The following is a 12,898-nucleotide window of genomic DNA, read 5'->3' on the forward strand; positions in this document are numbered from 1 at the left end:
TTCCCGATTTTTGCGCGGAGGTTATTTTTTATTGACGGGTCAATCAACAAAAAATCGACGTGGGCGCGACCTGCACCAAGCGATTGTCTGCTTGCGGCCCTTCACGGCTTGGGCGAGAATGTTTATATTTGAACAATAAAAGGCGAGATGTGCCGTAAGCCCATATGCTAGCCTCGCGCCAAGGATGGAGATTGCCATGACCGCATGCATCGTCGGCTGGGCGCATTCGCGCTTCGGCAAGCTTGAGGGCGAGACGCTCGAGAACCTGATCGTCAAGGTCGCGACGGACGCGCTCGACCATGCCGGCATCGGCCCGGACGAGGTCGACGAGATCGTACTCGGCCATTTCAACGCCGGCTTTTCGGCGCAGGATTTCACCGCCAGCCTAGTGCTTCAGGCGGACGACCGGCTGCGTTTCAAGCCGGCAACGCGTGTCGAGAACGCCTGCGCCACGGGATCGGCGGCGGTCAGGCAAGGCATCCGTGCCATCGATGCCAACGCTGCCCGCATCGTGCTGGTGGTCGGCGCCGAGCAGATGACGACGACGCCAGGCCCCGAGATCGGCAAGAACCTGCTGAAGGCGTCCTATCTGCCGGAGGACGGCGAGACGCCCGCGGGCTTCGCCGGCGTCTTCGGCAAGATCGCGCAGGCCTATTTCCAGCGTTATGGCGACCAATCGGATGCGCTGGCGATGATCGCCGCCAAGAACCACAAGAACGGGGTCGACAATCCCTATGCGCAGATGCGCAAGGATTTCGGCTATGAGTTCTGCCGGCAGGAGAGCGAGAAGAACCCCTTCGTCGCCGGTCCTCTGAAGCGCACCGACTGCTCGCTGGTCTCCGACGGTGCCGCCGCCCTTGTCCTTGCCGACACGGCAACGGCGCTGAAGATGCGCCGCGCCGTCGCCTTCCGCGCCAACGAACATGTGCAGGACTTCCTGCCGATGTCGAAGCGCGACATCCTGTCCTTCGAGGGCTGCGAACAGGCGTGGACCCGCGCGTTGAAGAACGCCGGTTTGACGCTGGACGACCTGTCCTTTGTCGAGACGCACGACTGCTTCACCATCGCGGAACTGATCGAGTACGAGGCTATGGGGCTGGCGAAGCCCGGCGAGGGCGCCAGGCTGGCGCTGGACGGCACGACGGCGAAGGACGGCCGCCTGCCGGTCAATCCGTCCGGCGGGCTGAAGGCCAAGGGCCACCCCATCGGTGCGACCGGTGTCTCGATGCATGTGCTGACCGCCATGCAGCTTGTCGGTGAAGCCGGCGGCATCCAGGTGCCGGGCGCCAAGCTTGGCGGTATCTTCAACATGGGCGGAGCGGCGGTCGCCAACTACGTTTCCATTCTCGACAGGATCAGATAAACCGCCCCGACACTCGTTGGAGGTGGCATGGCAAATCCGGTTCTGATCGAAGTCTTGCGCGGCGCGATCGTCGAGAGCGCGCATCGCGGTGCTGTCGCGGTCTTCGATGCCGACGGCAAAGCGGTCCTGGAGATCGGCGACACCTCGAGGCCGGTGTTTCCGCGCTCGGCGGTCAAGGCCATCCAGGCCCTGCCGCTGGTCGAAAGCGGCGCTGCCGATGCCTATGGCTTCGGTAACCGCGAACTGGCGCTGGCCTGTGCCTCGCATTCGGGCGAGCCGGCCCATGTCGAATTGGCGCGCTCCATGTTGGCCAGGGCCGGGCTGGACGGGTCGGCACTCGAATGCGGCACGCATTGGCCCTCGAACCATGACGCCGAGATTGCGCTCGCCCGCACCGGCGATTTGCCCAGCGCGCTGCACAACAACTGCTCGGGCAAGCATTCCGGGTTCCTCTGCACCTGCGTGCACTCCGGCATTGCGCATCGTGGTTACGTCAAGGCGGGGCACGCCCTGCAGGAAATGGTGCGCGATGCCATGCAGGCTGTAACCGGCGCTGTCCATGGCCCGGATGAGCGAGCGACCGACGGCTGCTCGATCCCGACCTATGCGGTGCCGCTCAGGAGTTTCGCGCTCGGCTTTGCCCGCATGGCGACGACACATGGTTTCGGTCCGGAGCGAGCCAAGGCGGCGAAGCGCCTGCTTTCCGCCTGCATGGCGGAGCCCTTTTTTGTCGCCGGCACGGGCCGCGAAGACGTCGCGCTGATGGAAGCAGCACCCGGCCGCATCTTTGCGAAAGGCGGCGCCGAAGGCGTCCACTGCAGCGCGATACCTGAACTTGGCCTCGGCATCGCGATCAAATGTGACGATGGCGCCGGCCGTGCCGGCGAGGCCATGGTCGCCGCCGTCCTCGCCAGGCTGCTGCGTGCTGACGAGGCCCTGTCGGCGAAGCTGCGCGAACTGGCCAACGCGCGGATCGAAAGCCGGATCGGTGCCAAGGTCGGGGCGCTGAGGCCGACACCAACCTTGAATTGAAGATTGCTCTCAACTGACGCGGTTGCGCTCGACCGTCAGATGCGCAAAGCCGCTGTTGCTTGACTTGGTCAGGTCCGCCGTCACCGGCTCCGCCCAGCGCTGGCCGACGACTGCGCCGTTCAACGCGCCGTCGATGACGTTATCGGAGATGACGGCCGTGCCGGCACCCTCGACCACGCTGACGACGATGCCTGTGCCTGCCTTGCGGATGATGTTGCCGGTGGCCACCACATTGCGCAGATACGGGCCCCAGCCGATCGACATGCCGTAGAGCGGCGCGTTCTCGATGACATTGTTGGAAACGGTGGTGTCGGCCTCGACGCCGATGCCGACGCCGAACCCAGGTGGATCGGCGCTATAGGGGCCGCTGGTCGACAGATTGCGCACGATGTTGCCCGAGCAGACACCCATGCGGCCGCCTTCGTTGAAGTTGACGATCGATATGCCATTGGCCGCGCCATCGACGATGTTGTTGCTGATGACGGCGCCCTCGAAGGAGAATTCGGAGTAGACCGCGGTTTCGCCCGAGCGTGAGCAGGTATTGCCTGATATCTGCAAATTGCTGGAACTGTTGGCGCGGATCGCCGAGAAAGCGCAATCCGAGACGACGTTGCCCGAGATGATGACGTTGCCGGCACGGAAGGCGTTGATGCCATTGCCGTTCTGGCCGGTCCCGCCGCTGCGCGCGCCGATGCGTTCGACGCGGTTGCCGGTGACCATCGTGCCGTCTTCGGCCGCCTGCCAGCGATGCACGAGGATGCCGCCATTGGCGCAATCGGAGACGGCATTGCCGGTGATTGCCAGTCCACCCGCTTCGACCGAGTAGATGCCGGCGTCCGTCGCGCCCGATATGTCGGAGCGTTCGATGCGCCCCGCCGCGTGTTCCAGCGCCAGTCCGTTCTTGCCGCTTCCGGTTATCTGGCAATTGTCGACGACGAGATGGCCGACCCTGCGCAGATCGAGCAGCCCTTGCGCATAGTCACCCATCGAACGGTTCGAACCGTCGAAGACCAGCCCGGCGAGCTCGATATGGTCGGCTTGTTCAGCCATGAAGAGATGGCCGTCGCCGCCATAGACGATCCGCGTTGCCCCGGGCACGCCGGAAAGACGCACACGGCTGGGCAACGAGAGATTGGACACCACATAGGTGCCCGCCGGCAGGAACACCGGTATGTCCCGGCTGTTCGCGTCGCGCAGCAGCTTGGCAAAGGCCTTGCTCTGGTCGTCGAATGTCCCGGGCTGCACACCAAGTTCGGTGGCATTGATAGAGCCGCGCATCGAGGCTTTTTCGATGCCGGTCAGGTTGGCTGCCGCCGCCTTGCCAAGCGCAAGGCCTATCACGGCAAAGCCGGCGGTTTGCGTCAGCAGGGTCCGTCTGTTCAACATCGGCACACAATCCCAGTGTTCGACCCTGACACCGCAGGAATCGTGCCAGACGTTCTGTTCCACTCGACGAGGTATCGACAATGGCTTGTCGAGCAGCCATTCGGCGCCTAAGTTCAGGCAATGAGCAGAGCTTTTACCCGCGAAGAAGACAGCGAAAACGCAATCGCCGGCGTCGGCGAGCGGCCGATCAGCCCGCACCGCAATCTTGTGACGGAACGCGGCCTGGCGCAGATCGAGGACAATCTGGCCGATCTGCGTGACGTTCTGGCGAAAGCAGAAAGGAAAGCCGACCGCGAGCGCATCGCGGTCGTGTCACGCGATCTGCGCTACTGGACCGCGCGGCGCGAGAGCGCCGAACTGTCCGTACCGGAGCCCGGCAGTGACGTCGTCCGCTTCGGCATGGGTGTCACGCTGGAAGGCGATGATGGCAAGAAGGTGCACTGGAAGATCGTCGGCGAGGACGAGGCCGATCCCACCAAGGGCAGCATTTCTCATGTTTCGCCGATGGCCGTCGCGCTGTTCGGCAAGAAGGTCGGCGACGTGGCCGCGGTCAACGGCAAGGAATGGGAAATCGTCAAGCTTTCGGATAGCTGACAACAGCTACTTGGCAACTTTGCAACGCGACCTCATATTTGTCCATGACATCACGACCAGCGCGCATCCGCCGTTCGACGTCGTTGCTCTCCACCGGTCTTAGAATGAAGCCGAGCATTTCCGTGGCAAGATCACGGCCCCCGATCCGTCGTCGAGCTTGTGGATGAGAGTCTTCAAAGCTGTTACCCATGGTTGCGTCCGTCATTGTGGCGCAACCTTTCCGGCAATGCAGAGTGTTTTCGCTCAGCCCGATAGCAGCCGGTCCATCAGCCGGTCAGCCGCATCCGGGATGACGGTGCCCGGTGGGAAGATTTCCGCCGCGCCGGCCTGCAGCACCGCGTCGTAGTCCTGCGGCGGGATGACGCCGCCGGCCACGATCAGCATGTCGCTTCGGCCCAATTTCTTCAGCGCGTCGCGTAATTCGGGGATCAGCGTCAGATGCCCTGCCGCCAGCGATGAGGCGCCGATGATATGGACGTCATGCTGGACCGCCAGTTTCGCGATCTCTTCCGGTGTCTGGAACATCGCGCCGACAGTGACGTCGAAGCCGAGATCGGCGAAAGCGGTGGCGATCACCTTCTGCCCTCGGTCGTGGCCGTCCTGTCCCATCTTGGCAACTAGGATGCGCGGCTTGCCGCCGTTTTTCTTCTCGAAAGCGCTGATCTTGTCCTGCAGCCCATCGACCACGGGATTGTCGCCAAGCGCCTTGCGGTAGACGCCGGAAATGGTCTGCACCGTCGCGACATGGCGGCCAAAAGCCCTTTCCAGCGCGAACGAAATCTCGCCGACCGTGGCATTGGCGCGCGCGGCGCGGATGGCGAACTCCAGCAGGTTTTCGTTGCCTTGCGCGGCGTGGGTCAGCGCGTCGAGCGCGCTTTCCACGGCAGCGACCTCGCGCGTGCCTTTCAGCCGCTGCAGCTTCGACAATTGCCGCGCCCTGACCTCGGCATTATCGATCTTCAGCACGTCGACTTCGATGTCGTTCTCTGGGCGATGCACATTGACCCCAACCAGCATCTGCTCGCCGGAATCGATGCGCGCCTGCGTGCGCGCCGCTGCTTCCTCGATGCGCAGCTTCGGGATGCCTTGTTCGGTCGCGGCCGCCATACCGCCGAGAGTCTCGACCTCCTCGATATGGATCAATGCTCGCGCCGCCAGATCATGGGTCAGCCGTTCGAGATAGGTCGACCCACCCCACGGGTCGATGACGCGCGTCGTGCCGGATTCCTTCTGCAGGATGAGCTGCGTGTTGCGGGCGATACCCGCCGAATGATCGGTCGGCAGCGCCATCGCCTCGTCGAAGGAGTTGGTGTGCAGCGATTGCGTATGCCCCTGAGTCGCGGCCATCGCCTCGATCATGGTGCGGATGATGTTGTTATAGGGGTCCTGCGCCGTCAGCGACCAGCCGGAAGTCTGGCAATGGGTGCGCAGCGACAGCGAGCGCTCGTCCTTCGGTGCAAAATTCTTCTTCATCAGGGTCGCCCACAGCAGGCGCGCGGCCCTGAGCTTGGCCACTTCCATGAAGAAGTTCATGCCGATCGCCCAGAAAAAGGAGAGGCGCGGCGCGAAGCGGTCGATGTCGAGGCCCGCCGCGACACCGGCGCGGGCATACTCGATGCCGTCGGCGATCGTATAGGCGAGTTCCAGGTCGGCCGTCGCGCCGGCTTCCTGCATATGGTAGCCGGAGATCGATATCGAATTGAACTTCGGCATGTTCTTCGACGTGTAGGAGAAGATGTCCGAAACGATCCGCATCGAGGGCTTTGGCGGATAGATGTAGGTGTTGCGGACCATGAACTCCTTCAGAATGTCGTTCTGAATGGTCCCGGCCAGGTCCTTCTGCGCAACGCCCTGTTCTTCCGCCGCGACGATATAGAGCGCCATGATCGGCAACACCGCGCCATTCATCGTCATCGACACCGTCATGTCGCCGAGCGGAATGCCGTCGAAGAGCTGTCGCATGTCGAGAATGGAATCAATGGCGACGCCAGCCATGCCGACATCGCCGGCCACGCGTGGATGGTCGCTGTCATAGCCGCGATGGGTGGCGAGATCGAAGGCGACAGACAGGCCTTTCTGGCCGGCGGCAAGATTGCGCCGGTAAAAGGCGTTGGACTCTTCGGCCGTCGAAAAGCCGGCATATTGCCGGATCGTCCACGGCTGCTGGACATACATGGTGGGGTAGGGGCCACGCACGAATGGCGGCAAGCCCGGGTAGGTGTCGAGATATGGCAGGCCCTTGAGGTCGCCCTGATTGTACAGATGCTTGACCACAAGCCCTTCCGGCGTCACCCGCTGGCCCTTGACCTCGACCGGTGCGCGGCGCGGCGGCACCCAGCCGATCTGGCCGAAATCCGGAATCAAGGGACCGCCCCGATGGATTGGTCGATGCGGGCCGGAAACAGCGGTTCGCACAGGACGATACCTTCGGTGAAAGCCGGCCGCTGCTTTGCGTCCAGTGTCTCGACCGGGCGCTCGGCCTTCTGTGGATAGAGTGTGGTGCCGATGATGGCCCGCTCGCCGGACTTGAAGGCGGCGTCGCGACGAGCGGCCGCGGCGCGAACGCGCTTCTGGATGTGCCCGTCACGGAGGCTGGACAGTATTCCTCCTTCGGCCTCGATCGTCTGCAACTCCGCCCAGGCGGCTTCGCAAAGATCTGATGTCAGCGCCTCTACCGCGCCTGAACCACAGGCGGGATCGGCGACGTGATCGACATGGCTTTCATTGGCCATGATCAGCTGCGCGTTGCGTGCGACGCGGCGGGCAAAGGGAGCCGGCAGGCCGTGCGCGATCGTATGCGGCAGGATGGAGATTGAATCGGCTCCCCCCGCGGCCGCTGCGAAGCAGCCTATCGTCGTGCGCAGGATGTTGGTCTCCGGGTCCAATGCCGTCATCATGCGGAATGATGTCTCGGCATGGATGTTGGCCGTGGAATTGGGGATCGAGCAAGCCTCCTGCACCCGTGCCCAAAGCCTGCGCAGGGCCCGTACCTTGGCCATGGAGAGGAACTGGTCCTGGTCGACGCTTAGTGCGAAGCCGATATGAGGCGCGGCATAGACGAGTGGCTGCCGCGCCTTCTCGAACATTCTGAGATACGAAACCGCGGAAGCCAGCATGATCCCGAGCTCCTGCGCTTCCGTGGCGCCGGCATTGTGGAAGACGCGCCCGTCCGCTTCCAGGAGCACGCCCGGCACGCCCATCGAGAAGAAGTGCGCCAGCGATTGCGGCATCGATTCCTGCAGCGCCTCGATCGACATGCGCAGCCGGCCGGTGCCGGCAAGGATCGCCGCCGGATCGATGCCGAAGGACAGGTTCAGCTTTGCCGGATCGGAGCGGCGCTTGCCCAGAAACGCCACCAGCCAGTCGGCCATCGGCCGGCTCCACGGGTGAGTGTCGATGCGTATCTGCATCCGGTTGAGGGGGACGCCCTCCAGCACCGTCTCCAGCGCCTGCGCGGTCCTCGGCAAGCCGTAGCCGAATGCGTTCGGCGCACCTTCGAAGACGAGCGACAATCCTGTCGCCCCTTGCGCGATATCATCCAGGACCTGCGCCTTGGCACGATCGACATCGGGATCGTCGACGCGCTGGCTGACAATCCACGGCGACCGAGGATTCGCGCGCACGATCGGCTCGGCCCCGGCCGCACGGTCATAGAGTGGCTCGATGCGGATGCTGTCGTCGGTATGCGAAACCAGCTTTTCCTCGAAGGATGCGCCGGCCAACGCTTTTTCCGCCAAGGCCAGCCATCGCTGGCGTTCGGCATCCCCCGGTTCAACGTCCCTGGTCAAGGCTCCAGCGCCCATCCATCTTCCTCGTTTATGTCGCCGCACCAGCCCGGAGCAGCTCAGTCTAAGGTCCCCGGTCGGTTATCGCAATGCGCGTCCAGGGTCTGAATTCGATCCATCTGATATAGGGCGCTTGCGTGGACGGACCATGAACGATTGCCAAACACCAGCAAAATCCGCAAGTTCCAAAATCCGATTTCGGCGATAGGTCCGATTGGGGCAATTTGGACGATTGGCCCCGCTTTGGACGATTGGCATTGTCGCTGTGCAACAGCCTCACTATACCTTCGGCCAAAGGCTGCCTTTTTAGACACATCAGTTTGCGGAGACCCTATATATGGCTGACGACACCAGTATTTTCATCGGCGCCAGCCGCAAGCCCGATGACAGCTATCAGCGTCCCGAACAATTGCTGCTGCAGTACGGGAATCGCCATGGCCTGGTGACGGGCGCCACCGGTACCGGCAAGACGGTTACCTTGCAGGTCCTGGCCGAGGGCTTTTCGAATGCCGGCGTACCGGTGTTCTGTGCCGACATCAAGGGCGACCTGTCCGGTATCGCCATGATGGGCACGGCTCAGGATTTTCTCGTCAAGCGGGCCGCACAGGTCAAGCTCGATCCCTACGATTTCCAGGAATTCCCCGTCATCTTCTGGGACCTGTTCGGTGAGCAAGGCCACCCCATCCGCGCAACGATATCGGAAATGGGACCGCTGCTCCTGTCGCGGCTGATGAACCTGACCGACGCGCAGGAGGGCATCATGAACATCGCCTTCCGCATTGCCGATGAAGAGGGCCTGCTGCTCCTTGACCTCAAGGACCTGCAGGCGCTGCTTGCCAACATCGCCGGGCGCGCCGAAGAGATCAGCGCCCGCTACGGCAATGTCACCAAGCCATCGGTCGGTGCCATCCAGCGCACGCTGCTGGTGCTGGAGCAACAAGGCGCGGCCAATTTCTTCGGCGAGCCGGCTCTGCGCATCGCCGACATCATGCGCACCACGCGTGATGGCCGGGGCGCCGTCAGCGTGCTGGCCGCCGACAAGCTGATGATGAACCCGCGGCTCTACGCGACCTTCCTGCTCTGGCTGATGTCGGAACTGTTCGAGGAACTGCCCGAGGTGGGAGATCCCGACAAGCCGAAGCTGGTGTTCTTTTTCGACGAGGCGCATCTGCTCTTTGACGAGGCGCCGAAAGTGCTGATCGACCGCGTCGAACAGGTGGTCCGCCTGATCCGCTCGAAGGGCGTCGGCGTCTATTTCGTCACGCAGAATCCCCTGGACATCCCCGAGAAGGTGCTGGCACAGCTCGGCAACCGCGTTCAACACGCTCTGCGCGCCTATACGCCGCGCGAGCAGCAGGCGGTGAGGACGGCGGCGGAAACGTTCCGCCCCAATCCCGACTTCGACTGCGCCTCCACCATTACCCAGCTCGCCACCGGCGAGGCGCTGGTCTCGACGCTGGAGGCCAAGGGCGTGCCGTCCATGGTACAGCGCACGCTGATCCGTCCGCCGTCGTCGCGGCTTGGTCCAATAACCCCGGCCGAGCGGCAAAAGCTGGTCGCGGAAAGCCCCGTCTCCGGCCAGTACGACCAGGTCATCGATCGCGAGTCGGCCTTCGAGATACTGCAGAAGAAGACCAAGGACGCACAGGACGCCGAAGAGCAGGCGCAGCAGGCTGGCACCGGTGGCTCGCGCTGGACAATTCCGGGCTTCGGCAATGACGATCCCGCCCCGCGGTCGGGTGGCCGCCGCGCGCCGGCACCGCGCCCTTCCAATCGCCAGACGGTCGCCGAGGCGGCGATCAAGTCGGTGGTGCGCTCGGTCGGCTCGTCGGTCGGACGTGCGATCGTGCGTGGTATCCTGGGCAGCCTGTCGCGGGGGCGCTGAGCCCTGCGGCAAAGTCTATGCTTTATAGCGCCGCGCATCCGCTTGGACACGTGGCGCCGAGCATATTCCCTGGGCGAAGCCGGATCAGAAGATCGCGTTCGTGACCGCTTTGACGGGGCCGAGCAGGACAGATCCGTCCGGCACCCCGGCATCGATCGGGATCGCCTTGTGGTTCGCGGTCGCCGCGGCCGCCATCGGCTGGCTGGCATCGCTGGTCACGATGACCGGGCTTTTCGACGGCACCCGGTCGTAGAGGTCGATGATGTCCTGGTTCATCAGGCGCACGCAGCCCGATGACACCGATTTGCCGATCGAGCGCCATTCCGGCGAGCCGTGCAGGCGGTAAAGCGTGTCCACATTGCCCTGGAAGAGATAGAGAGCACGGGCACCCAGCGGGTTCTTCAGCCCGCCGGGCATGCCGCCATTGTCGGCGCTGTACTGCTTCAGTTCCGGCTGCCGGGCGATCATCTCATCCGGCGGCGTCCATTTCGGCCATTTCTGCTTCCATTGGACGACAGCGTCGCCCGACCATTCGAATCCGGCGCGGCCAAGGCCGACGCCATAGCGGATCGCCTGACCGCCCGGACGAACCAGATAGAGGAAATGGCCTGTCGTATCGACGACGATGGTTCCTGGTTTCTGCCCGGTCGGGTCCGGAACGACCTGACGCAGGAACTGCGGATCGATCCTGTCGACGGGGATGGCCGGCAGGTCGAAGCCGCCATCGCTGACGGCCGCGTACATAGACGCATAATCGGCAAGCGGCGGCTCGACATAGGTCGGCGGCGGTGGCTCGACCGGCCCTGGGCCGGTGGTGGCGCATGCGGAAACCGCGATCGATGCGGCGCCCAATGCTGCGGCGTTGAGGAAGCCGCGACGGCTCAGGCGATAGGATTCGATTTCGGTTATGGACATGACTGCCTTCTTTAGGACTCAAATCGCAACAAAGCGTCAATACGCCGATCGCCGTTGCAGGTGCCTGACAACACTTGGCGCGATAGGCGGTTCCGATTCTGGCCCGAACGTGGACAAACAAAGGCGAAGCTGTGACCGTGCCGCAACTGTGGCGCCAGGGCAACAGATGGACAGCTTAGGCGGTGACCAAGGCTTCGAGGGTCGGCAGGATCAGGGTTGGCGGGAAGTCCCGATATTCCTCGGGCTGGTTCGAACGGTTGATCCACACCGTGCGGAAGCCGAATTTGGTGGCACCCGCAATGTCCCAGCGATTGGAGGACTGGAAGGACACCGCGCCGGGATAGAGGCGCCAGCCGGTGGCGACCATGTCGTAGACCGCCGGATCGGTCTTGAAGCGGCGCACCGCGTCGACGGAATAGATGTCGTCCAGAACCTGATCGAGCGCGGCGGACTTGACGGCCGCTTCCAGCATTTCGGGCGAGCCGTTGGAGAGGATCGCCAGCCTGGCTCCCGAGGCCTTGAGCGCCTTCAACACGGCCGGCACCTCAGGATAGCAATCCAGCCGCCAGTAGGCTTCGAGCAACCTGGCCTTCAGGCTTGAATCGGCCGACGGGACCTTGCGCAGGGCGAAGTCGAGCGCCTGCTCGGTCAGCTGCCAGAAATCGGCATAGGCGCCCATCAGCGTGCGCACCCAGGAATATTCGAGCTGCTTGGCGCGCCAGATCTCCGACAGCAACTGGCCGTCCGGCCCGATCCGGTCGGCATGGCGGCGCACGGCGGCATGCACGTCGAACAGTGTACCGTAGGCATCGAAAACATAGGCGGCGTATTGCATGGCGACAGTTTTGAGGGGAGGCGGGGCTCGGTGCAAGCCTTGATTGCACCGCGCCCGCCGCTGGCCTCAACAAAACTCCCCCGATGCCCGTTGACGGCGGCGGCCAAAGCATCATCCAATGTCGTCACACAACATTGATTGGAACGGGACAACGCAATGACACTGGCGGCAGCGGCGCAATCCGCGACATGGACTTTCGTCGACGGGGACTGGTACGAGGGCAATGTCGCCATATTGGGGCCGCGCAGCCATGCGATGTGGCTCGGCACCAGCGTGTTCGACGGCGCGCGCTGGTTCGAAGGCGTGGCGCCCGACCTCGACCTCCATGCCAGGCGGGTGAACGCCTCGGCGATCGCGCTTGGCCTCAAGCCGAACATGACGCCCGAACAGATCGTCGGGCTGACCTGGGATGGGCTGAAGAAGTTCGACGGCAAGACGGCGGTCTATATCAGGCCGATGTACTGGGCCGAGCATGGCGGCTACATGGGCGTGCCGGCCGATCCCGCATCGACCCGTTTCTGCCTCTGCCTGTATGAATCGCCGATGATCTCGCCGTCCGGCTTTTCGGTCACGGTGTCGCCGTTCCGGCGCCCGACGATCGAAACCATGCCGACCAATGCCAAGGCCGGATGCCTTTATCCCAACAATGGCCGCGCCATTCTCGAGGCCAAGATGCGCGGCTTCGACAATGCGCTGGTTCTGGACATGCTGGGCAACGTCGCAGAGACCGGGACCTCGAACATTTTCCTGGTCAAGGATGGACATGTCTTTACGCCGGCGCCGAACGGAACCTTCCTGTCCGGAATCACGCGTTCGCGCACGATAAATCTGCTCGGTGAGTATGGCTTCAAAGCCACCGAAAAGACCTTGTCGGTGCGCGATTTCCTCGAAGCGGACGAAATCTTTTCGACCGGCAACCACTCCAAGGTGGTGCCGATCACGCGCATCGAGGATCGCAACCTGCAACCCGGACCGGTGGCCAAGAAGGCGCGTGAACTCTATTGGGAATGGGCGCATTCGAAATCGGCAGGCTGACGCGCCAGTCTGGCCGTTTTGTCGCTGCACGCCTCACCGCAGGAAAACCGTGTGACAGTTTTCCGGAA

11 protein-coding genes are annotated in these 12,898 nt (G+C 63.4%); 5 read left to right on the plus strand and 6 right to left on the minus strand.

From position 1 onward, the window contains the following. Positions 1–196: 196 nt before the first annotated feature. Positions 197–1,363 (plus strand): acetyl-CoA acetyltransferase, encoded by a 1,167-nt coding sequence (locus AC07SZ_RS01140; RefSeq protein ID WP_056565606.1) that lies wholly within the window; start codon positions 197–199, stop codon positions 1,361–1,363. A gap of 27 nt (positions 1,364–1,390) precedes the next feature. Then, positions 1,391–2,395, plus strand: a complete 1,005-nt coding sequence (locus AC07SZ_RS01145) for an asparaginase (RefSeq protein WP_494913027.1) — start codon at positions 1,391–1,393, stop codon at positions 2,393–2,395. Positions 2,396–2,404: 9 nt separating this feature from the next. Here the strand turns inward: AC07SZ_RS01145 and AC07SZ_RS01150 are convergent, their stop codons facing one another. Beyond that, positions 2,405–3,781, minus strand: a complete 1,377-nt coding sequence (locus AC07SZ_RS01150; protein ID WP_494913028.1) for a TIGR03808 family TAT-translocated repetitive protein — start codon at positions 3,779–3,781, stop codon at positions 2,405–2,407. A 120-nt stretch (positions 3,782–3,901) separates the two neighbouring features. Here AC07SZ_RS01150 and greA point away from each other — a divergent pair, with 120 nt between their 5' ends. After that, positions 3,902–4,375 (plus strand): transcription elongation factor GreA, encoded by a 474-nt coding sequence (gene greA / locus AC07SZ_RS01155; RefSeq protein ID WP_056563662.1) that lies wholly within the window; start codon positions 3,902–3,904, stop codon positions 4,373–4,375. Here the strand turns inward: greA and AC07SZ_RS01160 are convergent. Genes AC07SZ_RS01160 through AC07SZ_RS01170 form a run of 3 tightly spaced genes read right to left on the minus strand, consistent with a single transcriptional unit; the run spans position 4,356 to position 8,178 of the window. Continuing rightward, positions 4,356–4,580 carry a hypothetical protein gene (locus AC07SZ_RS01160; RefSeq protein WP_155772377.1) on the minus strand — a complete coding sequence of 75 codons (225 nt, stop codon included), beginning with the start codon at positions 4,578–4,580 and terminating at the stop codon, positions 4,356–4,358. The genes greA and AC07SZ_RS01160 overlap by 20 nt on opposite strands. Positions 4,581–4,618: 38 nt before the next feature. After that, positions 4,619–6,739: a methylmalonyl-CoA mutase gene (gene scpA, locus AC07SZ_RS01165; RefSeq protein ID WP_494913029.1), complete on the minus strand. Its 2,121-nt coding sequence runs from the start codon at positions 6,737–6,739 to the stop codon at positions 4,619–4,621. After that, positions 6,736–8,178 (minus strand): methylmalonyl-CoA mutase subunit beta, encoded by a 1,443-nt coding sequence (locus tag AC07SZ_RS01170; protein ID WP_494913030.1) that lies wholly within the window; start codon positions 8,176–8,178, stop codon positions 6,736–6,738. The genes scpA and AC07SZ_RS01170 overlap by 4 nt, the downstream gene beginning before the upstream one ends. Positions 8,179–8,497: 319 nt before the next feature. Between AC07SZ_RS01170 and AC07SZ_RS01175 the strand changes: the two genes are divergently transcribed. Then, the gene (locus tag AC07SZ_RS01175) at positions 8,498–10,045 is read left to right on the plus strand and encodes a helicase HerA-like C-terminal domain-containing protein (protein WP_494913031.1); all 1,548 of its coding nucleotides are present in this window, start codon (positions 8,498–8,500) and stop codon (positions 10,043–10,045) included. Positions 10,046–10,129: 84 nt separating this feature from the next. Here the strand turns inward: AC07SZ_RS01175 and AC07SZ_RS01180 are convergent, their stop codons facing one another. Together AC07SZ_RS01180 and AC07SZ_RS01185 are read right to left on the minus strand one after the other, a co-directional pair. Further along, a complete protein-coding gene (locus AC07SZ_RS01180; RefSeq protein WP_056563650.1) occupies positions 10,130–10,960 on the minus strand; it encodes a L,D-transpeptidase in 831 nt (276 codons plus the stop codon). A gap of 175 nt (positions 10,961–11,135) precedes the next feature. Then, the gene (locus tag AC07SZ_RS01185) at positions 11,136–11,795 is read right to left on the minus strand and encodes a haloacid dehalogenase type II (protein WP_056563647.1); all 660 of its coding nucleotides are present in this window, start codon (positions 11,793–11,795) and stop codon (positions 11,136–11,138) included. Positions 11,796–11,951: 156 nt separating this feature from the next. On the opposite strand from AC07SZ_RS01185, the gene AC07SZ_RS01190 reads away from it, so the two are divergent. Further along, a complete protein-coding gene (locus AC07SZ_RS01190) occupies positions 11,952–12,830 on the plus strand; it encodes a branched-chain amino acid aminotransferase (RefSeq protein WP_172374149.1) in 879 nt (292 codons plus the stop codon). Positions 12,831–12,898: the final 68 nt, after the last annotated feature.

The organism is Mesorhizobium sp. GW821-FHT07A06, assembly GCF_059419085.1.